This is a genomic window from Nocardia sp. NPDC052316 (assembly GCF_044547795.1).
In the GTDB taxonomy this organism is placed as follows: Bacteria; Actinomycetota; Actinomycetes; order Mycobacteriales; family Mycobacteriaceae; genus Nocardia.
The window spans coordinates 1,145,337-1,169,337 of the sequence record NZ_JBIUBB010000001.1 but is presented as its reverse complement, the minus strand read 5'-3'; the positions used below and the strand labels follow the sequence as shown (position 1 = coordinate 1,169,337).

29 protein-coding genes and 2 pseudogenes are annotated in these 24,001 nt (G+C 67.7%); 17 read left to right on the top strand and 14 right to left on the bottom strand.

Annotated elements, in window-relative coordinates; genetic code table 11:
* The first annotated feature begins 102 nt into the window (after nucleotides 1-102).
* From ACIHA7_RS05330 to ACIHA7_RS05305, 6 genes are all read left to right on the top strand, one after another.
* Nucleotides 103-1,134 (top strand): alpha/beta fold hydrolase, encoded by a 1,032-nt coding sequence (locus ACIHA7_RS05330; protein WP_397285758.1) that lies wholly within the window; start codon nucleotides 103-105, stop codon nucleotides 1,132-1,134.
* Nucleotides 1,135-1,142: 8 nt separating this feature from the next.
* Complete coding sequence (locus ACIHA7_RS05325; RefSeq protein WP_397285756.1) at nucleotides 1,143-1,280, top strand: hypothetical protein; 138 nt, start codon at nucleotides 1,143-1,145, stop codon at nucleotides 1,278-1,280.
* Between the two features lie 58 nt (nucleotides 1,281-1,338).
* Complete coding sequence (locus ACIHA7_RS05320; RefSeq protein ID WP_397285754.1) at nucleotides 1,339-2,169, top strand: zinc-binding dehydrogenase; 831 nt, start codon at nucleotides 1,339-1,341, stop codon at nucleotides 2,167-2,169.
* On the top strand, nucleotides 2,138-2,308 hold the full coding sequence (locus ACIHA7_RS05315) for a zinc-binding dehydrogenase (RefSeq protein WP_397285752.1): 171 nt from the start codon (nucleotides 2,138-2,140) through the stop codon (nucleotides 2,306-2,308). Before ACIHA7_RS05320 ends, ACIHA7_RS05315 begins: the two co-directional genes overlap by 32 nt.
* Nucleotides 2,309-2,402: 94 nt before the next feature.
* Nucleotides 2,403-3,431 carry a glycerophosphodiester phosphodiesterase family protein gene (locus tag ACIHA7_RS05310; protein ID WP_397286526.1) on the top strand — a complete coding sequence of 343 codons (1,029 nt, stop codon included), beginning with the start codon at nucleotides 2,403-2,405 and terminating at the stop codon, nucleotides 3,429-3,431.
* 131 nt (nucleotides 3,432-3,562) lie between these two features.
* Nucleotides 3,563-4,033 (top strand): PaaI family thioesterase, encoded by a 471-nt coding sequence (locus tag ACIHA7_RS05305; RefSeq protein ID WP_397285750.1) that lies wholly within the window; start codon nucleotides 3,563-3,565, stop codon nucleotides 4,031-4,033.
* Nucleotides 4,034-4,100: 67 nt separating this feature from the next.
* On the opposite strand, the pseudogene ACIHA7_RS05300 reads toward ACIHA7_RS05305, so the two are convergent.
* A pseudogene (locus tag ACIHA7_RS05300) lies at nucleotides 4,101-4,664 on the bottom strand (aldo/keto reductase); the annotation flags it as partial.
* Here ACIHA7_RS05300 and ACIHA7_RS05295 point away from each other — a divergent pair.
* The gene (locus ACIHA7_RS05295; protein WP_397285748.1) at nucleotides 4,581-5,450 is read left to right on the top strand and encodes a helix-turn-helix transcriptional regulator; all 870 of its coding nucleotides are present in this window, start codon (nucleotides 4,581-4,583) and stop codon (nucleotides 5,448-5,450) included. The pseudogene ACIHA7_RS05300 and the gene ACIHA7_RS05295 overlap by 84 nt on opposite strands.
* Nucleotides 5,451-5,455: 5 nt before the next feature.
* Here ACIHA7_RS05295 and ACIHA7_RS05290 read toward each other — a convergent pair whose 3' ends face one another.
* Nucleotides 5,456-6,082: a hypothetical protein gene (locus tag ACIHA7_RS05290; RefSeq protein ID WP_397285746.1), complete on the bottom strand. Its 627-nt coding sequence runs from the start codon at nucleotides 6,080-6,082 to the stop codon at nucleotides 5,456-5,458.
* 115 nt (nucleotides 6,083-6,197) lie between these two features.
* Nucleotides 6,198-6,668 carry a MarR family winged helix-turn-helix transcriptional regulator gene (locus ACIHA7_RS05285; RefSeq protein ID WP_194831923.1) on the bottom strand — a complete coding sequence of 157 codons (471 nt, stop codon included), beginning with the start codon at nucleotides 6,666-6,668 and terminating at the stop codon, nucleotides 6,198-6,200.
* Nucleotides 6,669-6,752: 84 nt separating this feature from the next.
* Here ACIHA7_RS05285 and ACIHA7_RS05280 point away from each other — a divergent pair, with 84 nt between their 5' ends.
* Nucleotides 6,753-7,124, top strand: coding sequence for a VOC family protein (locus ACIHA7_RS05280; RefSeq protein WP_397285743.1), 372 nt, complete (start codon nucleotides 6,753-6,755; stop codon nucleotides 7,122-7,124).
* Between the two features lie 23 nt (nucleotides 7,125-7,147).
* On the opposite strand, the gene ACIHA7_RS05275 is transcribed toward ACIHA7_RS05280, so the two are convergent.
* The 3 genes and pseudogenes from ACIHA7_RS05275 to ACIHA7_RS05265 all read right to left on the bottom strand — a co-directional run.
* Entirely contained in the window at nucleotides 7,148-8,134 is a 987-nt protein-coding gene (locus ACIHA7_RS05275) for a pirin family protein (protein WP_397285741.1), read from the bottom strand.
* 40 nt (nucleotides 8,135-8,174) lie between these two features.
* On the bottom strand, nucleotides 8,175-8,486 hold the full coding sequence (locus ACIHA7_RS05270) for a GNAT family N-acetyltransferase (protein ID WP_397286524.1): 312 nt from the start codon (nucleotides 8,484-8,486) through the stop codon (nucleotides 8,175-8,177).
* Nucleotides 8,487-8,507: 21 nt separating this feature from the next.
* Nucleotides 8,508-8,969 (bottom strand): annotated as a pseudogene (locus ACIHA7_RS05265) (carboxymuconolactone decarboxylase family protein); the annotation flags it as partial.
* 172 nt (nucleotides 8,970-9,141) lie between these two features.
* On the opposite strand from ACIHA7_RS05265, the gene ACIHA7_RS05260 reads away from it, so the two are divergent.
* On the top strand, nucleotides 9,142-9,312 hold the full coding sequence (locus ACIHA7_RS05260; protein WP_167837573.1) for a hypothetical protein: 171 nt from the start codon (nucleotides 9,142-9,144) through the stop codon (nucleotides 9,310-9,312).
* Between the two features lie 62 nt (nucleotides 9,313-9,374).
* Here ACIHA7_RS05260 and ACIHA7_RS05255 read toward each other — a convergent pair whose 3' ends face one another.
* The 3 genes from ACIHA7_RS05255 to ACIHA7_RS05245 are packed head-to-tail and all read right to left on the bottom strand — an operon-like array spanning nucleotide 9,375 to nucleotide 11,191.
* The gene (locus ACIHA7_RS05255; RefSeq protein ID WP_397285739.1) at nucleotides 9,375-9,665 is read right to left on the bottom strand and encodes a putative quinol monooxygenase; all 291 of its coding nucleotides are present in this window, start codon (nucleotides 9,663-9,665) and stop codon (nucleotides 9,375-9,377) included.
* Nucleotides 9,666-9,695: 30 nt separating this feature from the next.
* A complete protein-coding gene (locus ACIHA7_RS05250; protein WP_397285737.1) occupies nucleotides 9,696-10,703 on the bottom strand; it encodes an aldo/keto reductase in 1,008 nt (335 codons plus the stop codon).
* The gene (locus ACIHA7_RS05245) at nucleotides 10,700-11,191 is read right to left on the bottom strand and encodes a MerR family transcriptional regulator (protein ID WP_397285735.1); all 492 of its coding nucleotides are present in this window, start codon (nucleotides 11,189-11,191) and stop codon (nucleotides 10,700-10,702) included. Before ACIHA7_RS05245 ends, ACIHA7_RS05250 begins: the two co-directional genes overlap by 4 nt.
* Nucleotides 11,192-11,442: 251 nt before the next feature.
* Here ACIHA7_RS05245 and ACIHA7_RS05240 point away from each other — a divergent pair, with 251 nt between their 5' ends.
* Nucleotides 11,443-12,018, top strand: a complete 576-nt coding sequence (locus ACIHA7_RS05240; protein ID WP_397285733.1) for a Uma2 family endonuclease — start codon at nucleotides 11,443-11,445, stop codon at nucleotides 12,016-12,018.
* A 60-nt stretch (nucleotides 12,019-12,078) separates the two neighbouring features.
* On the opposite strand, the gene ACIHA7_RS05235 is transcribed toward ACIHA7_RS05240, so the two are convergent.
* Complete coding sequence (locus tag ACIHA7_RS05235; RefSeq protein WP_397285731.1) at nucleotides 12,079-12,447, bottom strand: glyoxalase superfamily protein; 369 nt, start codon at nucleotides 12,445-12,447, stop codon at nucleotides 12,079-12,081.
* A gap of 58 nt (nucleotides 12,448-12,505) precedes the next feature.
* Here ACIHA7_RS05235 and ACIHA7_RS05230 point away from each other — a divergent pair, with 58 nt between their 5' ends.
* Nucleotides 12,506-12,709 carry a hypothetical protein gene (locus tag ACIHA7_RS05230; RefSeq protein WP_397285729.1) on the top strand — a complete coding sequence of 68 codons (204 nt, stop codon included), beginning with the start codon at nucleotides 12,506-12,508 and terminating at the stop codon, nucleotides 12,707-12,709.
* 8 nt (nucleotides 12,710-12,717) lie between these two features.
* Here ACIHA7_RS05230 and ACIHA7_RS05225 read toward each other — a convergent pair whose 3' ends face one another.
* Nucleotides 12,718-13,209 (bottom strand): SixA phosphatase family protein, encoded by a 492-nt coding sequence (locus tag ACIHA7_RS05225; RefSeq protein ID WP_397285727.1) that lies wholly within the window; start codon nucleotides 13,207-13,209, stop codon nucleotides 12,718-12,720.
* 158 nt (nucleotides 13,210-13,367) lie between these two features.
* On the opposite strand from ACIHA7_RS05225, the gene ACIHA7_RS05220 reads away from it, so the two are divergent.
* On the top strand, nucleotides 13,368-15,038 hold the full coding sequence (locus ACIHA7_RS05220) for an FAD-dependent oxidoreductase (RefSeq protein WP_397285725.1): 1,671 nt from the start codon (nucleotides 13,368-13,370) through the stop codon (nucleotides 15,036-15,038).
* Nucleotides 15,039-15,164: 126 nt separating this feature from the next.
* On the opposite strand, the gene ACIHA7_RS05215 is transcribed toward ACIHA7_RS05220, so the two are convergent.
* The gene (locus tag ACIHA7_RS05215) at nucleotides 15,165-15,941 is read right to left on the bottom strand and encodes an acyl-[acyl-carrier-protein] thioesterase (protein ID WP_397285723.1); all 777 of its coding nucleotides are present in this window, start codon (nucleotides 15,939-15,941) and stop codon (nucleotides 15,165-15,167) included.
* Nucleotides 15,942-16,093: 152 nt separating this feature from the next.
* Here ACIHA7_RS05215 and ACIHA7_RS05210 point away from each other — a divergent pair, with 152 nt between their 5' ends.
* From ACIHA7_RS05210 to ACIHA7_RS05195, 4 genes are all read left to right on the top strand, one after another.
* Nucleotides 16,094-16,285: a hypothetical protein gene (locus ACIHA7_RS05210; RefSeq protein ID WP_397285721.1), complete on the top strand. Its 192-nt coding sequence runs from the start codon at nucleotides 16,094-16,096 to the stop codon at nucleotides 16,283-16,285.
* A 71-nt stretch (nucleotides 16,286-16,356) separates the two neighbouring features.
* Complete coding sequence (locus ACIHA7_RS05205) at nucleotides 16,357-18,210, top strand: serine/threonine-protein kinase (RefSeq protein WP_397285719.1); 1,854 nt, start codon at nucleotides 16,357-16,359, stop codon at nucleotides 18,208-18,210.
* On the top strand, nucleotides 18,210-20,150 hold the full coding sequence (locus tag ACIHA7_RS05200) for a serine/threonine-protein kinase (RefSeq protein WP_397285717.1): 1,941 nt from the start codon (nucleotides 18,210-18,212) through the stop codon (nucleotides 20,148-20,150). Before ACIHA7_RS05205 ends, ACIHA7_RS05200 begins: the two co-directional genes overlap by 1 nt.
* Entirely contained in the window at nucleotides 20,150-21,364 is a 1,215-nt protein-coding gene (locus ACIHA7_RS05195; RefSeq protein WP_397285715.1) for a hypothetical protein, read from the top strand. Before ACIHA7_RS05200 ends, ACIHA7_RS05195 begins: the two co-directional genes overlap by 1 nt.
* A 9-nt stretch (nucleotides 21,365-21,373) precedes the next feature.
* Here ACIHA7_RS05195 and ACIHA7_RS05190 read toward each other — a convergent pair whose 3' ends face one another.
* Nucleotides 21,374-22,495 carry a transglycosylase SLT domain-containing protein gene (locus ACIHA7_RS05190; protein WP_397285713.1) on the bottom strand — a complete coding sequence of 374 codons (1,122 nt, stop codon included), beginning with the start codon at nucleotides 22,493-22,495 and terminating at the stop codon, nucleotides 21,374-21,376.
* Nucleotides 22,492-22,815 (bottom strand): type VII secretion target, encoded by a 324-nt coding sequence (locus tag ACIHA7_RS05185; protein ID WP_107659465.1) that lies wholly within the window; start codon nucleotides 22,813-22,815, stop codon nucleotides 22,492-22,494. The genes ACIHA7_RS05190 and ACIHA7_RS05185 overlap by 4 nt, the downstream gene beginning before the upstream one ends.
* A 200-nt stretch (nucleotides 22,816-23,015) precedes the next feature.
* Here ACIHA7_RS05185 and ACIHA7_RS05180 point away from each other — a divergent pair, with 200 nt between their 5' ends.
* On the top strand, nucleotides 23,016-23,990 hold the full coding sequence (locus ACIHA7_RS05180) for an NADPH:quinone oxidoreductase family protein (RefSeq protein ID WP_397285710.1): 975 nt from the start codon (nucleotides 23,016-23,018) through the stop codon (nucleotides 23,988-23,990).
* The last annotated feature ends 11 nt before the right edge of the window (nucleotides 23,991-24,001 follow it).

The following is a 24,001-nucleotide window of genomic DNA, read 5'->3' as shown; positions in this document are numbered from 1 at the left end:
TAAGAATATTTTCAATTGAAGGGGTTTGGTTGGTGGATGGTGCGCTCGGGCGGCTGGGACCTGCTGAATCCTGTTCCGCCCGTTGCGAAAGCGAGTCGCTTCATGACCGACCACCAGATCTTCGATCTCGGTGACTTCACCACCCAGCACGGTGCCACGCTGCGTGGTGCCTTCCTGACGTACGCCACCTATGGTGAGCTCAATGCGGACAAGAGCAACGCCATTGTCTATCCGACGTGGTACTCGGGGCGACATTGGGACAACGAGTGGTTGATCGGGCCGGGTATGGCGCTGGATCCGGCGGAGTACTTCATCATCGTGCCGAACATGATCGGCAACGGCCTGTCCAGCTCGCCGAGCAACACGCTGCAGCCCTATGACCGGGCCCGCTTCCCCGACATCACGGTGTACGACCAGGTGGCCGCGCAATACCGTTTGGTGACAGAGCGTTTCGGCATCGAGCGATTGGCGCTGGTGACCGGCTGGTCGATGGGCGCGGGTCAGACCTACCAGTGGGCGGTGAGCTACCCGGACATGGTGGAGCGGATCGCCCCGTTCTGCGGCTCCGCCCGAACCAGCGACCACAACAAGGTTTTCCTGGAAGGCGTCAAGGCTGCGCTGACCGCCGACTCGGCTTTCGCAGGCGGCTGGTACGGCGAAAACTGGCCGACCACCGGACTACGCGCCCTGGCACGGGTTTACGCGGGCTGGGGTTTCTCGCAGGCCTTCTACTGGGAGAAGGAGTACGAGAAGCTCGGCTACACCTCGCTGGAGGACTTCCTGATCGGCTTCTGGGAGGGCTTCTTCCTGGACGGCCGCGACCCGAACAATCTGCTCACCATGCTGTGGACCTGGCAGCACGGCGACGTCGGCCGCACGCCCGGCTTCGACGGCGACACCGAGGCCGCCCTCGCCTCGATCAAGGCCACCGCCCTGGTCATGCCCGCCGAGAAGGACCTCTACTTCCCGCCGGAGGACGAGGCCTGGGCGGTCGGCCACATGCGCAACGCGGAACTTCGGGTGATCCCCGGGATCTGGGGTCACTTCGCCGGCCACGGCAGCAATCCCGAAGACACCCGGTTCATCGACACCGCGCTAGCCGAACTACTAGGAAAACCCGGTGGCCTGGCCTGATCAGGCCAGTGAACTATCCACTGGTGGTCACGGTCGGTGCCCTGGTGCTGCTGGGCATCGTCGCGCTGGCGGTCTGGGACGACGTGCGAGATCTGGATGAGGACGGCATCCGGCAGGCCGACGAGGAGCGGATTGACATCAACTAACGTTTAGGTTGCACGCTGGTCACCGAAGCTCGAACGAGTTCTGACCAGAGGAGATGCTGTGCGCGCCGTAGTCCTGCATTCATTCGGCCCCCCGGAAAACCTGCGCTACGAGGAGGTTCCGGATCTGAAACCGGGTCCGGGCGAGGTGCGCATCGCCGTCCGGGCGGCCGGTGTGCACCTGATCGAAACGGCGATGCGGGCGGGCCTGCCGATCGGCCCGCCGCTACCGGAGCTACCCGCGATCTTCGGCGGCGAGGTCGCGGGTGTCGTCGACGCGATCGGTCCGGACGTGGACCTGTCGTGGCTCGACGCCGCCGTGGTGACGCCGCGCAGCACCTCCGGCGGCTACGCAGAGTGGGCGGTGGCGGAATTGCCTGCGCTGCATCGGATTCCGGATGCGCTGGATTATTCGACCGCCGTCGCCATGATCGTCACCGGCACCACCACCATCGAGGTTCTCGATCTCGCCGCGCTGACGGCCGACGATCTGGTCCTGGTGAACTCGGCGGCAGGCGGGGTCGGCCGATTGATCGTCCAGCACGCCCGCAATATCGGTGCCAGGGTGATCGGCGCGGCCGGCGGACCGGCCAAAGTCGCCGCGGTGGACGTCCTGGGCGCCGACCTCGCCGTCGACTACAACGAGCCCGACTGGACCGATCAGGTCCGGCAGGCGTTCTGCGACCGGGCGGTGACGGTGGTGCTCGACGGTGTCATGGGCGAGAAGGGCCGGGCGGCGGTGGCCTTGCTCGCCGAGGGCGGGCGGTACGTCACCTACGGAAACGCCTCGCGGGAGACCTTCGAACCGGACCCGGAAAAGCTGCGGGAACAAGGCATTACGGTGATCGACGCTGTCGATCATGCTGAGCAAGCCCCGCGAGGTGCGCGGTGAGGAGTCCCGCGCGCTGGCCGCGGCCGCCGACGGCACCATGGTGCCGACCGTGCAGACCTTCCCGCTCGACGAGGCCGCGAAAGCGCACGCCGCGTTGGAGAATCGGGCGACGACCGGCAAGGTGGTGCTGATTCCGTAATCCGCCGTGGATTCATCCGGACGTCACCGCCGCGTCGGTGGCGGCGGCCACAATGGGGTGTATGCGTCGAAGGTCTGTGCTCGGAGTCGCGGCGATGCTGGCCGGTCTGCTGAACGCGGGTGCGGTGTCGGCGCACGTGCCGCCGGTGCAGTTCGATCTGCAGGCGCACCGCGGCGGCCTCGCCCTGGTGGTGGAGAACACGGTGGCCGCCTTCGCCAACGCGTTGGAGCTCGGCGTGCACACGCTCGAGCTGGACGTGCAGATCACCGAGGACGGCTACCCGGTGGTCACCCACGATCGGGATCCCAATCCGAGCAAGTGCGTCGACACCGCTCCCGCCTTCCTCGGCGACCCCGAGTTCCCGTATGTGCCCGGCACCAGGTTCATTCGCGACCTGACGTTGGCGCAGGTGCGCACCATCGATTGTGGCTCACTGCGATTGGCGGCCTTCCCCGAGCAACGTACCGTGCCGGGCGCGCGAATGCCGCTGCTGTCAGAGGTTTTCGATCTCGTGCGTGCCTATCGGGCCGATGAGGTCATGCTGAACATCGAGACCAAGGTAGAGGCGGGCGCGCCGGAGCAAACCGCGCCGCGGGAGCAGTTCGTGCAGGTGGTCGCGGCGGAGGTGCGGCGCGCGCACCTCGAAAATCAGGTCACCGTCCAAAGTTTCGACTGGGGCGCACTGATGCGCATGCGCGAGGTGGCACCGGAGCTGCCGATCGTCGCGTTGACCAACGGACAGCAGTTCCTGCAAACCGGCCAGCCCGGGGCGTCGCCCTGGCTGGGCGGCCTGGACATCGATGACTTTCCCGGCTCGCTGCAGCGCAAGTTCGTCAGCGCCGCTGCGTCTTTCGGTGCCGATGCCGTATCCCCGGTGCACGGCGACCCGCAGGACGGCAGCGTCGAGGACCCGGGCTATCGGCCGTTCACGACGCGGGAGCTGGTGCAGGCCGCGCACCGGCAACAGATGCGAGTGGTGCCGTGGACGGTCGACGACCGCGCCACCATGACCGCGCTGATCGACCTCGGGGTGGACGGCCTCATCACCAACCGCCCAGACCTGTTGCGCACGGTCCTCGCCGAACGCGATTACCAGCTACCGAAGGCTTATCCCCGTCCCTGACGGGACCGAAGCCATGCGGGCCGGGTTGCGCCGCACTGCATCCAGGACTCGGTCTCGCGCTTCGCGTGGACAATGCCCGCCTGCCACGGTATGAAAATGGAACACGTTTCAGTTATGTAGTGGGAGATGCGATGGACAGCGCGGCCATGGGCGAGTTGGTGATGGCGGGGTTCCAGAAGCTGGGGTTCATCCAATTCACCGGGATCGAAGGGGTGGAGTTCGATGCCGGGCGGAACGTGGTGCGGATGGCGCCACGCGCCGAGCATCTCAACCACAACGGTGACCTGCACGCGGCGGTGCTGTTCGGCCTTGCCGAGACCGCGGCGATGGGTGCGTCGGTCTCGGGGATCGTGGATCTGATGGGCGAGACCTTCATCGTGGCCAGGGACGGCCGGATCGAGTACCGGGCGCGCGCGAAAGGCGATGCCGGGCCGTACCTTGCGACATCCGAGGTGTCGGGAGAGATTCTGCAGCAGGTGCGGGCGGATATCGCGGCGCGGACGCCCATCGAACTGGAAGTGCCGGTGAACATCACCGACAACACCGGAAAGTCGGTGGCCGCAGCCGCGTTCACCGCCGTGATCCGGCCACGCCGGAACTGATCCGGTCACGTCGCGGGTGCTCCGGCGGGGCGCGTCCGAGTACACGAGCGCGCCCGCCGCTCTCGGCTCAGCGCTCGCTGTCGAGCATCGCCATCTGCTCGGCGGCATACCGCGAACCGGCGATCTGCTCGGCGGGCACCGCAGCCTCGATAGTCGCCAACTCGTCCTCGGTCAACGAAACATCCAGTGCGCCTACCGCTTCCGTCCAACGCTCGCGCCGACGCGCACCGATGACCGGCACGATATCGTCGCCGCGGGTCAGCACCCACGCGATCGCCAGCTGGGCGACCGAAACCTTCTTGGTTGCAGCGATTTCGGCGAGCGCGTCGACCAGCTTCAGGTTCCGGCTGAGGTTCTCGTCCTGGAAGCGCGGGCTGTGCGCCCGGAAGTCGGTGGCGGCGAAGGTCGTCCCTGCCTGCACCGAGCTGCTGAGCAGCCCGCGCGACAGCACGCCGTAGGCGGTGACGCCGATGCCGAGCTCGCGGCACAGCGGCAGGATCTCGGCCTCGATACCGCGCGAGATCAGCGAGTACTCGATCTGCAGGTTATGGACCGCACCGAGCTCGCCGACTTCCTGCGCCGCCGCCGGGAGCAGCTGACGCCCGCCGCCGTGGGTTTGCCACCCGGTGTCCGGCGCCGCACGCCCGGCCTGCGCCGGGATGAGGTTGCGCTTCTGGCCGGCATGTCGACGGACTACTACACCCGATTGGAGCAGTCGCGTGGGCCGCGGCCGTCCACTCAGGTGCTCGCGTCGCTGGCTCGCGCGCTGCGCTTCAGCAGCGACGAACGCGACTACCTCTACCACCTGTGCGACCACTCCCCGCCGGGACGCGAGTCCACCGACTCCCACGTCGGCCCTGGACTGATGCACCTGCTCGCCAAGCTGGACGACACCGCGGCCACGGTGGTCACCGATCTCGGTGAGGTGCTGGTGCAGAACCGCATGCACACCCTGCTGGTCGGCGATCACGGCACCCGCCGCGGGTGGGACCGCTTCTACGCCTACCGCTGGTTCACCGATCTCGAGTCGCGCGCGATCTTTCCCGAGCAGGACTGGGATCGCTTGGGCCGCAAGCATGTCGCCGATCTGCGGGCGACGGCCGCGCGCAGAGCAGGCGATGCCGACGTCGCCGAGTACATCGGCGTATTACGTTCCACGAGCGCGGAATTCGACCGACTCTGGGACGAACACGAAGTAGCGGTGCGACTTTCGGACACCAAGCGCATCCAGCACCCGCAGGTCGGCTTGATCGACACGATCTGCGAGACGCTGCTCACCCCGAACGCCGCTCAGCGCCTGCTGGTCTACCTACCCCGCCCAGGCACGGACGCCGCGGCGAAGCTGGACCTATTGCGTGTCATCGGAACGCAGACCATGGACGCCGCAGGCGAAGTCGAGAATACCGCGCAGAGCTGATCGAATCAGGGTGCGCCGGTGGCGTAGTCGAGCGCCGCGTCGATCGCGGGCTGACCGCCGCCCATGGCGAGTCCGGCCGCCGCGCCGATCGCGGCGCCGAGCACCGTGGTGATCGGCACCGTGATGAAGTCGAGCACGAAAAGCCCGAGCGGGAAGCCGAGCACGAAGCCGATCGCCGCGCCGATTCCCGCGCCCGCCAACACGATCGGCATGGCCTTCTCGACCTCGGCGAAGAACCGTTCCTGGCTGCTGACATCGCGCAGCGGCGTCTGCGACATGTTGTCCGGAACGAGGGTGAGCCGGTGGCCCGACTCCTCGATGACCGGGTGCAGCGCCACTCGCTTGTCGCCGACGCGCAGCGCCATCGGGAGTGCGGCGACGACGCTTCCGTCGTGAGCGGTCAGCGTGACGACCCGGCCGTCATGGATCAGGTCGAAGCGACCGTCCTGAATGGTCGTCACGGCGGCGCGCCGATCCTCGGATGCCGCAACCTGATAGGCGATGTCGGCGAAGGATCCGCGCACATCGAGCGCGGTGTCGGGGGTAGTGGCATCCGCGTGCGTGGCGCCCGTGCTGATGACCATGGCGAGCAAGGCCAGCAGTGCCGTCGCGGCGATTCTGGAGACTCTCATCGTGTTCTTTCGGTAGCGCTGCCCCTGCGCAGTGTTTTTCGTCGGCGAGAGTATCAGGCGCAGCCGGGACGGCGGCTCGAACCGGCAGAACAGCTCGGTCGCAGCGCAACTCGGCTCAACGCTCGAGTTCGCCGCTCAACCTGCGCAGGTAGCCGGCGAAGCGTTGCCGGTCGAGGTCGTCCCAGTCGGCGGTGAGTTCGGTGAAGACTTGGCGCTGCCAGTCGCGGGCGTCGGCGAGCAAGCGTTCCCCGCTCGCGGTCAGCGCCAAGGAGGTTCGGCGTCGGTCGTGCTCGGACTCGGCGCGGGACAGATGGCCCGCCGCGGTGGCGTCGCGCACCATCCGGCTGGCGCCCGAATGATCAAGTCCGAGTTGGTGTGCCACCGAGGTGATGGTGGCCTCGGCGCCCTGTTCGACGGTGGCGGCTACCGCCTCGACCACCTGGACGTGCTGGGCGTGCCGTAACTCCTCGGGCAGGTCCGCGGAGGTCCGGTTGATCCAGCGTCGGGACCAGAATCGCACCAGTCGAAACAACGCGGGCCCGCCGTCGGCGGCGGTCCCCGGCTTGGCAGTCGCCCGTCTGCTCATGATGCCAGCCTAGCTGGCCCTTGCCGACCGTATGCGTATCGCATATATATTTATGTGCGGTGCGCATGTTTATTGGAGGTAACCATGACCATTGTTTTGAATCACACGATCGTCCCCGCGGCGAACCGGCACGCCGCCGCAACGTTTTTCGCCGAGCTGTTCGGACTGTCCGTCGGCCCGCCGAGCGGGCCTTTCGTGCCGGTACAGGTCAACGCCGATCTCACCTTCGATTTCGACGACCGAGGACAAGTCCAGCCCGGCCACTATGGATTCCTCGTCGACGACGAGACCTTCGATGCGGTGCTGGGGCGGCTGGCGCAGTGGCCCGCCGTCGATTACGGCTCAGGCCCGCAACACGGGTGGAACCGGGCGATCAATCACCTCGGCGGCGGGCGGGGTGTCTATGTGCACGTGCCCGATGGGCACAGCTACGAGCTGTTCACGGCGCTGCCATGAGCCGAACGCGACGGCCACGCGAATCAGGTTCTGGCCGGACCGATCCGGCGCTTGCGCGGCTTGAGATGCAGTCCGGGCAGCGGCGGCGCCGGGATGCGCTGCTCCGGTGGATGGCCTGCGATATCCGGGAAGCGGCTGAGGTCGCGGTTCTCCCAATCGTTTCGGGCTGCGACGATGTCCTCGTGGCTGCGGCCGACGAAGTTCCACCACATCACCAGCTCCTCGCCGAACGGCGCGCCGCCGATCAGCGCGAAATGCGCGCCGGCCGTGCTGGTCAGCGAGATCTCCGCGCGGTCGGTGCCGAGGTACAGCAGCGGGCCCGCGGCCAGCCGGGTGCCCTCGACCGTCACCTCGCCCTCGATCACCATCAGTGCGTGCTCGAAGCCGCGCTCCAGCGGGAGGGTGGCCGTACCCGGCGCCAGCCGCACATCCGCGCCGACGATCGGCGTATAGGCGGTGGCGGGGGAGGTGGCGCCGGCCAGCGTGCCGATCAGCACGATGGCTCGCAGTCCCGGCGCCTGATAGACGGGCAGGTCGCGATGCTGCTCGAAATGCGGGTCGATGCCGGTCTTGTGGCCGGGCAAGGCGATCCACAGCTGCAGGCCGTGCCCGGCGTGCGCGCCCGCGACACCGTATTCGGAGTGCGCGATGCCGCGACCCGAGGTCATCAGGTTCAGCTGCCCCGGCTGGATCCGCACATCGGAGCCGACCGAGTCGCGGTGGCGGATCAGGCCGTCGAACGGCCAGGTCACCGTCTGCAGGCCGATGTGCGGATGCGGATCGATATCCGGCGACGCCCCGGTGTCGGTGACGGTGGGCGAGCCGAAGTGATCGAGGAAGCACCACGCCCCGACGGTCGGCAGATCCCGTTGCGGCAGCACCCGTTCCACGAAGACGCCGCGCACACCGCCGAGCGGTACCTCACGCGCCGGGTAGAGCTCGGCCACCGGGCCCGGACCGGGTGCGGGCTCGCAGAGCGTCTCCGCCGGATGCGGATCGAGATCGCTCACGACCGCGTCGTTCCGGACGCTGGGCCGGCGGTGCGCACCCTCACCGGGTGACGCCCTTACCGATCACCTGCGCGTCGTACTGCGGGTGCTTGTCCAGGTAAGCCTTGATGAACGGGCACAGCGGGCGGATCACCCGGCCGCGCTCGATCACGTCTTCGACGGCGTGCTTGGCCAGCGTGCTGCCGAGGCCCTTGCCGGAGAACGCGCCATCGATCTCGGTGTGCGTGAACACCGTCTCGTCGTCGCGCTCCTCGTACTCGGCGAACCCGGCGAGCTCGCCGCCGTAGGTCACCTCGTACCGGTTCTTCTCGTCGTTGCGGACAACCTTGGATTCCGAGGCAGCTGCGGTCATGGTCGACTTCTCCTTCGATGCGCGTACCGGATGCTTACTGAGGATCGACACGCGATTGAACGCGCCGATCGTGGTGGCCGCCCAGACGACGACGGACAGCTGATCGTCGGTCAGGTGCTTGCGGGCGAAAGCGTAGTCACGCTCCATTGTCGCCTCGTCCGGCAGCGTGGCGGTGATCTCGGCCAGCGCGAGCGCGGCCTGTTCCTGCGGTGTGTACAACTCGGTGCGTCGCCACGCGGGCAGCACGGCGAGTTCCTGCTCGGTGTTTCCCGCGGCGAGCGCGGCCCGCTGGTGCGTGTCCAGGCAGAAGGCGCAGCCGTTGAGCTGGGAAACGCGCAGATTTATCAGCTCGATGAGCTTGCGGTCGAGGCCGACTTCGGCGCCTGCGGCGCGTACTTCGCTCGCGACCTTGCTGAGGGCGCGGAACGCGGCGGGCGTCTGCTTGTCGATCCAGACGCGGTCGTGCGGTACATCGGGCTTCACTCCACTGGATGGTAGTGACCCGGATACCCGGTCGTACGGCCGGGGCTGGTTTAAACGGACCGGGGTCCGCGTGCATTTACACCGGCATACAGAACTCGTAGAGATCGTTCGTCGCTGCTCGCGCGCGCCGGTGCGCGGGACAACCATGGAGGTCCGTAGAAGGAGAAGCGTCATGAGGTTCCGCAACCGCACCGCCCCCACCTTGGTCGCCGCCTGCCGTCGCAGCGCGCACCGCATCTGGGCCAGGCAGGATCTCACCCCGCAGGAACGGGCGAATCTGATGGCCGGGTGGACGCCGCCCGCGATCATCAGCGCCTCGCTGGGCGGGCGAACCTTCCACTGAGACGAGCAGGCCCGGCGATCCGCACTCGGACCGCCGGGCCTGCACCGGATCTCGGCTGTTCGCTAGATCTCGGTGAATCGCCGCAGCTCGAACGGTTCGACCAGGATCTCGTCCAAGGCTGCCGCGCACTGCTTCAGATGCGGGGTCTCGAAGTGCGCCGCCAAGGCGTCGGCGTCCACCCATTCCTCGAGCAGTACGACCCGGCTCGGATCGGTGGGGTGCAGGTACAGCTCGTAACCGAGGCAGCCGTGTTCGGCGACGGTCGGTTCGATCATTTCCTGCAACACCTCGCGCAGCTCGGCCTCGCGGCCCGGCTTGGCGGCGAAGCGGACATTGAGCGTCAGCGTGGACACGGTTGAACTCCTGATCTGTTGTGGTGCTTGTTATTCCCGGCCTGCGGACGTGAAAGACATGTCCGCGTAGCGGTCTCCGGCCACCTGGCCCGCGATCGGTGAGAGCGTCGCCGATTCGTCGGCGGTCAGCTCGATGGTCGCGGCCGCAACATTATCGGCAAGCCGAGTCCTACTGCGGGTACCGGGAATCGGGGCCACCGAGAGGTCGTGCACCTTGGCCTGTGCGTGCAGCCAGGCCAGCGCGACCTGGGCCTGGGTGATCCCGCGAGCTTCGGCGATGGTGCGCAGCGGCGCGAGCAGTTCGGCATTGCGCGCCGCGTTGTCCTCGGCGAAGCGCGGAAACACCCGCCGCACATCATCTTTCCCGAGTTCGCGGACCGCGCCGGTCAGGAAGCCGCGGCCCAGCGGCGAGTACGGCACGAAAGTCACGCCGAGTTCGGTGGCGGCGGGCACCACCGTTCGCTCGACATCCCGGGAGAAGATCGACCATTCGGACTGCACGGCGGCGATCGGGTGCACAGTGTGCGCTGCCCGAAGCTCGGGCCCGGTCACCTCGGACAGGCCGATGGTGCGAATCTTGCCCTGCCGCACCAGATCCGCCAGCACGCCGACGGTGTCCTCGATCGGCACCGCCGGGTCGCGCCGGTGCATGTAGTACAGGTCGATGACGTCGATGCCGAGCCTGCGCAGGCTGGCCTCCACCGCAGTGCGGATGTAGGCCGGTGAGTTGTCGATGCCGCGGTAGGCCGGATCGTCGGCCTTGCGGACGATGCCGAACTTGGTGGCCAGCACCACCCGATCGCGGTTGGCTCGCACGAAGTCGCTGAGGAACTCCTCGTTGTGGCCGAGGCCGTAGGCGTCGGCGGTGTCGAACAGGGTGACGCCCAGTTCCAGCGCCCGGTCCAGGGTCGCCCGCGATTCGGCCAGGTCACTGGCGCCGTAGAACTCGCTGATCCCCATGCAGCCCAGCCCCTGCACGCTGATCTCGATACCGCTGGTGCCCAGCGTGGTCTTCGGCAGCGTTTCGGTGGTGGTCATACCTTGATCCCTTCACTGTCTTGGAGCGCTTGCGAGTCGCGAATGCGCGAGGCCCCGTGCACGGTGATCGCGGCCGGCCGGGCAAGCTGTGCCTTGCCCTCGTAGATATCGATCTTGTAATCCAGCACGGCCACGGTCTGACGAAGTTCATCGATCTTGGCGAGGACCTCGGCGCGAGTGTTGCGGAACATCTCGAGTCGCTCGGGGAACGTCGAGTCACCGGCCCGCACCAGCTCGGCGTAGCGAACCATGTCCGCCACCGACATCCCGGTGGTGCGCAGCCTGCCGATCAGCGCGAGCCACTCCAGGTCGCGATTGCTGAAACGCCGCTTACCGGCGTGATCGCGGCCCACGTAATCCATCAGCCCGATCCGCTCGTACCAGCGCAGCGTGTCCCGGCTCAGCCCCGACCGTTCGGCGACCTCACCGATCGAATACCTCGGCTGCTCCCAGTCGCTGCCCCGCTCATCCCGCGCGCTTTCACTCACGACCTCGCCCTTCCCGTTGAACACCGCCGACGCTAGTCACCTGGAGTGCACTCCAAGCAAGTCCAATCTACGGAAAGCCGCGCTCAGGGTTCCGGCCGACGGCGCCTCTCCCTGGCCACCGACAAACCTGGCCCCTCGACCGCACCCCCAGTAAACCGATCTGCGTAAAACCGCAGTCAGGTTCCGGCCGACTATGTACCTTGCGTGGGACACTGGAGCCGACCAGGGGCGGGACGAGCTGAGGAACGAGGGTGACTGCACTTCCGGAAGCGTGGCGGCTGCTGACGGTCGCCGACTATCTGGCGCTCGGCGAAGACGAGGACGGGCGTCGCAGAGAGTTGCAAGAGGGAGTACTCACCAATTCGCCGTCGCCGACGCCGCGACACAACGTCGTGCGTGCCCAGCTCTACATGCAAGTAGACGCGCAGCTTCCATCGGATTGGGTCGCTGTGCCCGCGGTAGACCTCGACCTGCAACTCGTTCCTGACCACGGGCTTGCGACGGTCAGACGGCCCGACCTGGTCGTCGTCGAAGCGGCCGAGTACGAGCGAGTTGATGCGGAGCGGGGGATCCTGCGCGCCTCTGCCGCTTGCCTTGTCGTCGAGATCGTGTCGCCGGGCTCCCGGCGCATGGATTACGTCATGAAGCGCAGCGAGTATGCCGATGCCGGAATACCGCACTACTGGATCATCGACATGAGTCCGCTGAGCTTGGTGGCGTTCCGGCTCACCGAGGAGTTCGGGTACGTCGATGACGGCGAGGTGACCGATGTTTTCACGACCACCTCGCCATGCCCGCTGACGATCCGATTGGACCAGCTGGGCTGACATCGAGGGCGTGGCGTGCCGGGTTTCGCGCGACCTCTGTGCCGCCCGAAAGACCTTCGCTCAGTTGTACTGCGGCAATTCCTGCACGGCCCACTGGTTCCCGTCGGGATCGGCGAAGTAGGTGAACTTCCCCCAGGCCAGTTCTTCCACCGGCGAGGCCTGCACTCCGGCTGCCACCAACTCCTTGTACGCATCCTCGGCATTCGCGACCACGATCTGCATTCCGCGCACGCTGCCGGGGGCCGCGTCGGTGATTCCCTCGCCGATGCAGATCGAGCAGCCGGAGCCGGGCGGGGTGAGCTGGACGAAGCGGGTGTTCTCGTCGACCCGGTGATCGTGGTCGGCGTTGAATCCGATCGTGGTGTAGAAGTCTTTGGCGCGATCCACGTCGGTCACCGGGATCGCGATGAGCTCGATTTTCCAATCCATCGACCGAGCATCCCACCGGTGACCGACAAAGTCCCGGCTTCCGGCCTACTCTGGGGTCATGCCTGGTAAGGACGTCAACCGGATCAGGGCCCGCTCGGCTCTGGCAACGGTCAAGGAAAGCCCGGTGATCGCCGCTATCGCGGTGGCGCCGGTGGTGCTCGCGCTTGCCGTCGTGTGGTGGCTGCTCGGCGGGTTCGCCGCGTTCGTGCTGCTTGTCGTGCTCGGCGCGGTCGTGGTGGTCGGCGGCAAGCTGCTGAGCTGACTACCTGGTCAGCGGGGGATGTGGAAACGCACGAGTTCGCCGGTCCCCTGGTCGATCTGCGTCCACGGCCGGTCGAATTCGAGCACGGCCAGCGCCGAGGTGGGGAACTTGCGGCTGAGTTCGATGGCGGGCGTCGAACTGCGGTTGCTCGCCAACTCCCATGCCGTCCACGGCATTCCGGGCGCGTGCCCGATCACCAGCAGCGTCGACACGTCGTCGTCGCTGAGCTGGACCAGCTCGATGAGGCTCTGCGGGGAAGCCTCGTAGATGCCCGCTTCGTAGACCACCGGCGCGGTGACCCCGGTGGCGGCGAGGGTTTCCCTGGTGCGGGTCGCGGTGGAGCACCGCACCGCGTCGATCGGTGGCTGCGTGCGGCGCAACCACTCACCCGCCAGGCCCGCTTCGCGTTGTCCGCGCGGCGCCAGCGGGCGCTCGTGGTCGCCGACGCCGTCGGGGTAGGCCGACTTGCCGTGCCGCATGAGGATCAGAGTCCGCACCATGGAGATACCGTAAGGCCTCCGGTCGCATGGCCTCGACCACACTCGAGGCAAACTGAAAGCGGCGTCACATCGCGGTCGCTCCGCGCCGTGCCGTTTCTGTCCACCTCTGCCCACCGGGTGGCCTACAGCCCACGTACATCTTCGAGGATCTGCACAATATGGCCTACGTAATCACGCAGCGTTGTTGCAACGACGCCAGCTGCGTTTCCGAGTGCCCTGTCGATTGCATCCGTCCGACCCCGGACCAACCGGAGTTCGCGACGACCGAGATGCTCTACATCGACCCCGACACCTGTATCGACTGCGGTGCGTGCGTCGATGCGTGCCCGGTCGAGGCGATCTTCTCCGAGGACGACCTGACCGCATCGCTGGCCAGATACCGCGAGATCAATGCGGCCTATTTCGAGCGGCATCCGCTGGAATCGAACTTCGACCCGATCGTGACGCCGCCGCGGCCGCCGAAGGAGCTCGGCACCCTGCGGGTCGCGATCGTCGGCGCGGGCCCGGCGGCCTGCTACGCGGCCGACGAGCTGCTGCGCAGGGCGGACGTGGAGATCGAGATGTTCGACCGCGTACCGACCCCGTGGGGTCTGGTCCGGGCCGGCGTCGCCCCCGATCACCCGGGCACCAAGACGGTGTCGAGCCTGTTCGAGTCCGCGTTCCGGCGCGAAACCCTGCAGTACTACCTCAATGTCGAGGTCGGCACGCACATCTCGCACGAGGAGCTGCTGCGGCACCATCACGCCGTCATCTACGCGGTCGGCGCGTCGACCGATCGCAAACTCGGGGTGCCCGGGGAAGATCTGCCGGGCAGTCACTCGGCCACCGAGTTCGTCGCCTGGTACAACGGCCACCCCGACTTCGCGGACCGAGAGTTCGACCTGTCCGGCGAGCGGGCGGTGATCGTCGGTAACGGCAATGTCGCGCTCGACGTCGCCCGCGTGCTGACCGTCGACCCCGACGAGCTGGCCAAGACCGACATCGCCGACCACGCGCTGGACGCCCTGCGGCGCAGCAATATTCGCGAGGTGGTGGTGCTCGGCAGGCGCGGCCCGCTGCAGGCGGCGTACACGTCGTCGGAGTTCCTAGCGCTGGCCCACCTGCAGGGCATCGACGTCATCGTCGACGAGTCCGACCTCGCGCTCGATCACGCCAGCCAGGCGCTGCTGGACGACCCGCAGGTCGAGCCGTCGCTGAAGCTCAAGTACACCCTCGCCGAGGAGTACGCGGGCGGGCGGCGCGACCCTTCGCACAAGCGGATCGTCTTCCGCTACCTGGCCTCGCCCACCGCGCTCGTCGGCACCGAGCAGGTCGAGGCGATCGAGTTCGCGCACAACGAATTGTTCGAGGAGAACGGCCAACTGACGGCGCGGCAGACCGAGCGCACCGAGCGGATGGACGCCTCGCTGGTGCTGCGCTCCATCGGTTACCGCGGCGCGGCCGTCGCCGACGTGCCGTTCGACGAGCGGCGCGGGGTGATGCCGAACGAGCACGGCCGAGTGCTCGGCGCGGACGGTACGCCGCTGACCGGGGTGTACGCCAGCGGTTGGATCAAGCGGGGCGCCCGTGGCGTGATCGGCTCGAACCGGATCGACGCCGAGGAGACGGTGGAGAACCTGATCTCCGACTTCACCAGCGGCAAACTCGCTGCGCCCGAGGCGGATCGGGCGGCGCTGAAGGCGCTGCTCGGCCAGCGGCAGAGCGATCTGGTGGATCGGGAAGGGTGGCGGGCGATCGATCAAGCCGAGCGGGCCGCTGGCAAGTCCGCCGGACGGCCTCGGGTCAAGTTCACTACGCGCGAGGACCTGCTCAAGGCCGCACGCGGCTGAGTCGACGGCACGCCGACCGGATCGCGGTTTCCGGTCGGCGCGTTCGTCCCTGGACGATTCGGGTGACGCGGGCTGCTGGTCGGCGTACTCGAATTCGCTTGATCCGGCGGCGCGTGCGGGCGTTACTTATTCCGGCGGCAGCGGCATGATGCGGACGACGGTCGTGGTCGTGCCACCGACCACGAACCACAGCCGCAGCACCGGCCGCCCGGTGCGATCACCCGGCTCGTAGCGGCTGCGGACGGTCACATGCTGGCGCGCCAGCACCGGCGCGACGTACTCGATGACCGCGCGATGCGGACCGGCGAGCAGCTTGGGGTACTCGACCATGAACTGTTCCACCGCCTGCCAGTAGCAGGCGTTGTTGACGTGGTTGTACTGGTCGATGTCGGTCGCGCGCACCGGGAACGGCATGTCGGTGTCGGATTCCGACGGGGTGGCGTCGGTCAGGTAAGGCCGCCAGCGCAGGCGGTGTTCCTGGGTCGTCCGCGCGAGGTAGGCCAGACCCTCGTCGCTGATCCGCGCGGGCATCCCGGTCGCCTCGCTGATATTGATCCAGAAGCCCTCGGTCTCGATCAGACCGCCGTTCGTGCTCGTCACCCGCACGCGCATATTGGTCCAGCGGGTGGACAGCGCCGAGCACCAGCGCAACAGCTGCACCTCGTCCGGCCACAGGATCGGCCGGATCACGTCGATCACCGTGCGGCGCACGATCCAATTCGGATCGGTGCGGTGAAAGAACGTCTTGTGCAGATTTTCCCAGGCGATGTCTTGCAGGTAGCGGGCCACGGCGTCGAACCGCAGCCGGTCGTAGGGGTCCACATCGCCCGCCCGGATGGGCCACGCCGAAGCAAAGCCCATGCCCTCCTGGGGAAGCGGGGCGAGTGGCTGATCGAGTGACACTGGTGCTCCTCGCGCTGCACGGTGTGCCGCGTTCTTCGTGTGGTGCTGTTGTGAGACGACTTTACGGGGCGTACGTCACACCATCGCGTCGAGTGCGTCCGTTACCAACGGTATCCCCTTCTGCAACCCTTCTACCAGGCATCATGGCAGACATGAGCGTTTCGGATCTGCCTGCGAAACTGGGCAAACCGGCCGAACGTGCCCTCGCCGCGGCCGGCATTTGCCATCTCGACGACCTCGCCTCGTGGACCGAACGCGATCTGGCCGCCCTGCACGGTGTCGGACCGGCCGCGATAGGTAGGCTCCGCGCCGCCCTCGCCGCCGACGGACGAACACTCGCCTGACCCGGCGACACCAGGACGTGGCCGACCCGCGCCGGTACGATCCCGAACAGGCACTACAGGGGAGGACCACGGTGAAGCCGCTCGGCCGACACGATCCGCGCACGGCGGGCCGCCACCGGCTGATCGCGGTTATCGGCCAGGGCGCCATGGGTCGGGTGTTGCTCGGCCGCGCACCCGACGGCCGGCTGGTCGCGGTCAAGATGATCCATCGGCACCTGGCCAAGAACCCGGAGTTCCGTGCCCGCTTTCGGCTGGAAGTGCAAGCCTCCCAACGCGTCACCGGTGCGTACACCGCCGCTGTGATGGACGCCGATCCGGACGCCGAAGCGCCGTGGCTGGCCTCGGTTTTCGTGCCGGGCCCTTCGTTGCGGGCGGCCGTCGACCAGCACGGCCCGATGTCGCTCGGCGGCCTACGCCTGCTGACCGCCGGCCTCGGCTCCGCCCTGGTGGAGATTCATCGGGCGGGCATGATCCATCGCGACCTCAAACCGTCCAATGTTCTTCTCGCGGAGGACGGCCCGCGCGTTATCGATTTCGGCATCGCCCGCGCGCTGGAGACGGACCTTCAGCTCACCAGTACCGGTACCCTCGTCGGCTCCCCGGCCTTCATGTCGCCGGAACAGGCGTCGGGCAACGAACTCGGCACTGCCGGTGACGTTTTCTCGGTCGGCGCGATGCTGGTCCTGGCGGCGACGGGGGAGAGCCCGTTTCTCGGCGCCTCGGCTCCGCAGACCTTGTACAACGTTGTGCACCACCGCCCGGACACCAGTCGCGTGCCTGCTCCCTTGCGGCCCCTCGTGGATGCCTGCCTGGACAAGAACCCCGCGCATCGCCCGCTCCCGCGGCAACTGATCGACTCGGTGGCCGACATGACCGCCAGGTCCGGCTGGTCTGCCGGGGTGCGGCGGCAGATCACGCAGGATCGGGTGGAGGCCGAGCGTTGGGTGGACACCGGTGGCGAAGTGCCGCAGCGGTCGCCACGCCGGACCTCGCGATGGGTTGCCGCAGCGGCTGTACTGGTCCTCTTGGCCGCCGGTGCCGGCACGACCTTTCTCGTCACCCGCGGCTCTACAACCGCGCCCCCGGACCCGATGGCGAATCGCACCCTGGAATTGACCGACGAGCAGTTGCGGCTCACGGACACCTGCGCGTTGCTCGGCACCGATGTGGTCGGACAGCTGGGGCAGCCCGTCGCCCCGGAGCTGACGGATTCATCGATCTGTGGCACGAAATTCGTCGAGCCCGGTGGACGGCAGACGCAGCTGACCGTCGGGGTCGGTACGGCCGTGGCGGGTGGCAAGACCTTGGCGCAGCAGATCGCGGGCCGCCCCGTGCTCGACACGTCGGGGAGTGCGGATTCGTGCGGGCGGGCCATCGCGGTACGTGACCAGCCGAGGCTCGGTGTAGAGGTGAAAACCACTGCGGCAGTTGGCGATTCCTGCGCACTTGCGGAAAACGCCTTGAAAGCCGTGGCCGGTCGACTGGCGACAAGTCCGCCGAGTGTGCGTTCGCCGAAGCAGTCCGTTGTCCGGATGGTCCCGTGCGACTCGGTGGCTCAGGACCTGATCACCGCACAGGCGGGCCCCGGTTCGGCCCCGGTCCCGGTCGATGCGCACACCTGCACCTGGGCGGGTGGTCGCTTCACCATCACCGTGCACACCGCCGAGGGGAAGCGGGTCGATGTGGACCCGAAGTACACCAGCCTCCTGGTGAACGGCGGCACCCTCGGCGACTTCCCGTCCGCGCGCCGCATCGACCCCGACGGCACGTGCGCGACCTACCATCTGGTCCGGCCGACCATCGCAGACCGAGGAGAACTGATCGCCGTGACCGCGCAACCGACCGGGCCCGGTGCCGCCGAAACAGCCTGTGCCGCTACCGAAGCAGTGCTCGGTGGCGTCGTGACCCGACTGAGGAGCTTGTGATGGTTACCCCGCTCGAGCGCGATGAACCCCAGCAGATCGGCCGATACCGGCTGCTCGGCCAGCTCGGCTCCGGCGGCATGGGGCGGGTGCTGCTCGGTGTCGGCCCGGACGGTCGCCTGGTCGCGATCAAACAGGTGCACCAGCACCTGGTGACCGAGGAAGACTTCCTGCCTCGGTTCCGTCGCGAGGTGCAGACCTCCATGCAGGTCTCCGGCGCCTTCACCGCCGCGGTGATCGACTTCGATGTCGAGTCGGAAGAACCCTGGCTCGCTTCGGTTTTCGTGCCGGGGGTGCCGTTGGACAAGGCGGTTCAGGACTACGGCCCGCTGACCCCGGAGGAGGTGCACAAGCTGGCGATCGGCCTCGCCTCGGCGCTGCAGGCCATCCACGGCGTCGGCCTCGTCCACCGAGACCTGAAGCCCGCCAACGTGATTCTCGCCGAGGACGGTCCGAGGGTGATCGATTTCGGTATCGCCAGAGCGGTCGAGGGCCGATCCGAGCTCACGCACACCGGTTCGATCATCGGTTCGCCCGCGTTCATGTCCCCGGAGCAGGCGCAGTCGCTGCCGTTGACGCCCGCCAGCGACATCTTTTCCCTCGGCGCGGTGCTCGCGATGGCGGCAGGCGGCGCGAGTCCCTTCGCGGGCGCCTCGCTGCCGCACACGCTCTACAACATCGTGCACACCGACCCCGACCTGAGCGGATTGTCGCCCGAGGTCAGGGAATTGGTGGAGCCGTGCCTGCGCAAGGACCCGCAGGAGCGCCCGACGCCCGCCCAGCTGCTCGACTTCCTCGGCCCGCTGCCGCCGCAGCATCGCCCCTGGTCGGCGCAGGTGCACAAGGCGATCGGCGCGCAGGAGGCGGAGATGTCGGCGTTGCTGGCCGACCCGGAGGCCACCCAGTTCGTCGCGGCCGCGCCGACACCGGTCGCGGCGACGTACGCCGACGACTTCGAGCAGCGGCTGCAAGCGCTCGTCGAGATCCAACGCGCCGGTGTGTTGCAGCGGCGTCGGCAGCGGGTGCTGATCGCGGCCGCGGCCGTGGTGGTCTTGGTGGGCGGTGTCCTGGCCGGCACGGCCCTGTTCGGTGGCGAGGATGAGCGGCCCGCAGGTCCGGTGGCGAATCCGCTTGCCGCGCTGAATCTCACGAAGCTGCGGTCGATGGATGTCTGCGCCGCGATGCACGAGCCGCTGGTCTCCTCGCTGGGTAAGTGGACCGAGGAGCCGAGCTCTACCCAGTGGGGAACATGCTCGGGTGCGGCGGGTGGGTCCCGGTTCGACGTCGACATCAAGCGCATCGAGGGCTATCGCGACAACGGCACACGTGTTGCGGGAGTCCCGGTCCTGGAGGACGTGACCAGCGGAACTGACAGCTGCGGGCGGGCACTGCTGCCCGCGAAAACCGAACCGCAGTTCGGGATCGCGGTACGGGTGCAGGGCGGGCAATCCGCGCGGATGTGCGGCGCCGCCGACGATGCGGCCGAGGAGCTGGCCCGCCGGCTGACCGAGCGCGCGCCACAGCTGCCGGGCTTACGCACCTCGCTCGCCCCGCACGACCCGTGCGCCCTGGTCGATTCGAGCGTCGTCAAGCTGAATATCGGCGAGCAGGTCCGCGGTGCTCCGGATCAGCTGCACAGCTGCAAGTGGATCTCCACCGGCACGGTCACCGTCGCGCTGGAACGCTCGAAGGTGCTGGTGCCGACCGAGAAGCCGATCCCGTTCGATCTCGGTGGCGGCAATATCGTCTTCACCGACGAGGCGGAGTTGCGATCGCCAACCTGTGAACGTCGCAGTCAGTATCGCGGCATCAACAGCAGCGAAGCGGAGGTGGTGACCGTGCGGGTGGAGAATCCGACGCTCAACGAACGTCCCGAATTCAGATGTCTGGCAGCCCAATTGGTGCTGCAGAATGTCCTCGACAACCTTCCCCGGGTGAACTGATGAACTGGAATCCACGCGCGGTCACGGCACTCCTCGCTGTTCTCGCCGCCGTAGTCGGGGCCGGGGGCTGCGCATCGCCGGTGCGCGGCACCGGCGTCTCGGCCGAGATCGACGTGCGCTCACTCGATACGGGCAAGTTCGCGACCACGCCGGCCAAGATCTCGGCCCGCCTGGACGATGTCGGGTACGCCCGGCTGGAGGCCGCGCGCATGGCGGATGCGGTACTGAGCCCACACGAAGTGGACGCGAGATACTCCGCGGGCGCGTCGGCCCTCATGCATACCGATGTCGCGTCGGTGACGCGGTATCTCGCCGAGCCCACCGTGCCGGTCTTGCTGAATCATGGTTTCGTCCTTGGTTTTTCGACCGGCTCGGCCGAGGACGTGCTGCCGCTCACCACGGCGGCGGCCGGCAGTCGCCAGCGCGAGGGTCTCACCGTGACGGTGCTGCGTCTGCGGGATGCGGAGGCGGCGAAGGCCGCGGCGGCCGAGCTCGACGCCGTGGATTTCGCCCTGAATCCGGAGAACGTCGCGGTCAGCCTGCCCAAGTACCCGCAAGCGCGGGCACATTGGCGTCCGTCGGTGCCGACGCTGGGTAGCACCACCCCGCACGGGATCTACGTGATCAGTGTGCTCGCGGATTCTCGGTCCGCGGATATCAATCGGCTGGTCGAGGCGACCCAGAAGTACCTCGATGCCGAGGTAGCCGAGCTCGACAAGTTCACGCCGACCCCGGTCGGACAGTTCAACACGCTGCGCCAGGATCCGGACGGGTTGCTGGCCAGGGTCATCCACGACCAGGGGGTTGTCGCCGGGCCCGACGGGCAGGGCGAGGTGGTATTGACGTTGCGCGGCTACCTGAACTACGTGCTGGACCAATCGGGTCGGCTGCCGGTGCTGCGCCGGGCGGGGGTAGATCGGGTTGCGGTGGCACCCAGTGCTTTCGGCTTCCGCACCGGGGACGACGCCGCCGCGGCACGATTCGTCGCGGAGTCCGCCGAACTCGGCAACCCGGTGGACCGCCGTGCGGTCGATCCGCCGTCGGATGTGCACGGCGCAGTGTGTGTGCAGGACTATGTCGCACCGAAGGACGCGCAGTTCCGCTGCTTCGTCGCGTACCGGAGATACGCGGCGCTGGTACTCGGCGCCCGACTCTGGGAAACGCAGCAACGGGCGGCCGCGCAATACGCGGTGCTGGCCAACGCCCAGCGCTGAGCGGAACCGTCAGTAGCCGCGGTACGCGCCGCCCGATTCGACGGCCACCACACCGGGCACATTCTTGACCGAGCCGTACGTATCGATCGAATAGCGAACGCCGGCGATGATGTTGTCCACCGGATTCCAGATATCGTCGTGCCCCGGCGCCTTATAGGCGTTGAAGGTGCTGTCGATCGTCTGCATCAGCCCCTTCGACGGGTGTCCCGCCAACCAGTTGCTGTCCCACCGGTTTTCCGCATAGGGGTTGCCCGCCGATTCGTGCTGGATGATCATCGCGATAGCGCGCTCATCGATATCCTTGGGGTCGTAACCCATTTCGATGAGTTTCTGTTTCGCCTCCGCGATCCATTTCGCCATATCACCGCTCGGCAACGGACCGGTCGGCGCGCTCGAGCTCCCCGAATAACTTCCGGTATACGGGCTGCCGGAGGACGACCCGGAATTGCTGTTGTTCCCCATCGCGTAACTCGGTTTGTTCGACGAAGTACTGCTGCTCACCGGGGTCGGCGTCGCGACGCTGGCCGGTGCCGTCTGCACCGGCGGCGCCACATTCGTGGCGGGTTCGCCGAGTCCATTGAACGCCTGCTCCAACTTGCGTACCGCCGCGTCGACCTGTGTCGTCGCCTGGTTGGCAACGGTTTCCGCGGTCTTCAGCGCATTGGTCAGTTCCCACGTCCGAGTCGCCGCCTGCAGCGACTCCTGGAAAATGAGCCCTTCTACGTTCGCCTTGTCCGCATGCTCGCGCAGCGCCGCGATCCGGGTCGTCGCATTGACGGTGCCGTTCGGCTCCACATCGAAAGAGGGCGTTTGATTGACGGCGTCGTCGCGCAGTTGCAGCACCTTGGTTTTCGCTTCGATCAGGTTCTGCGTCTGGGAGGTGAACGCTGTCTTCAATTCCAGCAGTGCGGCACTGACCGGCGAGGCCTTGGTCTTCTCGGTGTCCATGCGCGCGTTCGCGGCGGCGCCGGCCGTTCCGGACCACAGCTTCGTGTCTTCCAGCGATTTCGTCTGACTGACGCCCTTGCCGACGGCGGCGTCCAGGCCCTGCGAGACGGTCCCCGCGTGTTCGCCTGCGGCGGTGAGCTGTTCGGGTTTCCAGTTCTCCACGTCGGGAATGGTGAGGGTCATGGCAGTCCGATCGCGCGCAGCTTCGCGGTGAAGTCGTCCTCGGCCAGTTCGTATTTCCCCGCGGCGTTGTGCATATTGTCGGCAATGGTGGTCAGCCGATTGCCGATCCGTTGCAGGCAGCGGTTGACCACATCGTTCGCCTGCTGTGCCGCGGTACCGAATTCGGTGCCGGGTAGCGCCGTGGCCGCGGCGGTGAACGCGCCACCCGCGTTGAGCCCGGTCACCTCGCCCGCCTCGGTGCCGAGGGTTTGCGCGAAGGACCGCAGTGCGTCCGGATCGACCTGCACGCTCGTCGACGATGGTTGATTCCGCTCGACCATGAGTCCCCCTTCACGCCCGACCATAGGTCGCGGTCAGCATAGCAAAACGGGGTCCGCGGAACAGGGGCGTCGAGCAGGTCGCGGCGGTCGCGTGCGGGTAGCAACGCGGGCAGGGTGCGCACGGCGCGGCGACGCGGGTTACGTTGATCACGGCGGCGCCGGCGCGGACGAGGCCGGTGCCACGACAGAGAGGTCGGCAGATGCGCGCAGCCCAGGTCAGCAAGCTGGAGGGACCGGAGTCGGTCGAGATCGTCGACATCCCGGAGCCCAAGTCGTATCCGGGTGGCGTGGTGATCGACGTGCACGCCGCCGGTGTCGCGTTCCCGGACGTGCTGATGTCGCGCGGGCTGTACCAGATGAAGCCGGAACTGCCGTTCGTGGTCGGCGGCGAGGTCGCGGGCGTCGTGCGCGAAGCGTCGGCCGACGCGCACGTCAAGGCAGGCGACCGGGTGGTCGCGCTGACGTTGCTCGGCAACGCCATGGCCGAGACGGCCGTCGCGCCCGCGCAGATGGTGTTCCCGTTGCCCGACAACGTCTCCCTGGAGTCGGGGGCAGGCATCCTGTTCAACGATCTCACCGTGCACTTCTGCCTGCGCAATCGTGGCAGGCTCGCCGAGGGCGAGACGGTGCTCGTGCACGGTGCCGCGGGCGGCATCGGCACCTCGACGCTGCGGATGGCGACCGCGCTCGGCGCGGGCCGGGTGATCGCGGTGGTCAGCACCGAGGCGAAGGCGGCGGTGGCCCGCGCGAACGGTGCCACCGATGTGGTGCTCGCCGAAGGCTGGCTCGCCGCGGTGAAGGAACTGACCGGCGGTCGCGGCGTGGACATCGTGCTCGACCCGGTCGGCGGCGACCGCTTCACCGACAGCATCCGTTCGCTCGCGTCGGCGGGCAGGCTGCTGGTGGTCGGCTTCACCGCGGGCGAGATCCCCACCGTGAAGGTGAACCGGCTGCTGCTGAAGAACGTCGAGGTGATCGGCGCGGCCTGGGGCGAATGGGTGATGACGCACCCCGGCTACCTGGCCGAGCAGTGGGCCGAGGTGGCGCCGCTGCTTGCGGCGGGCAAGATCGCCGCGCCCGAGCCGGTGCTGTACCCGCTGGAGCGCGCGGCGGAGGCGATCGCCTCGCTGGAGAACCGGACGGCGACCGGCAAGGTCGTGGTCACGCTGCGCTGAGGCGGCGCGAA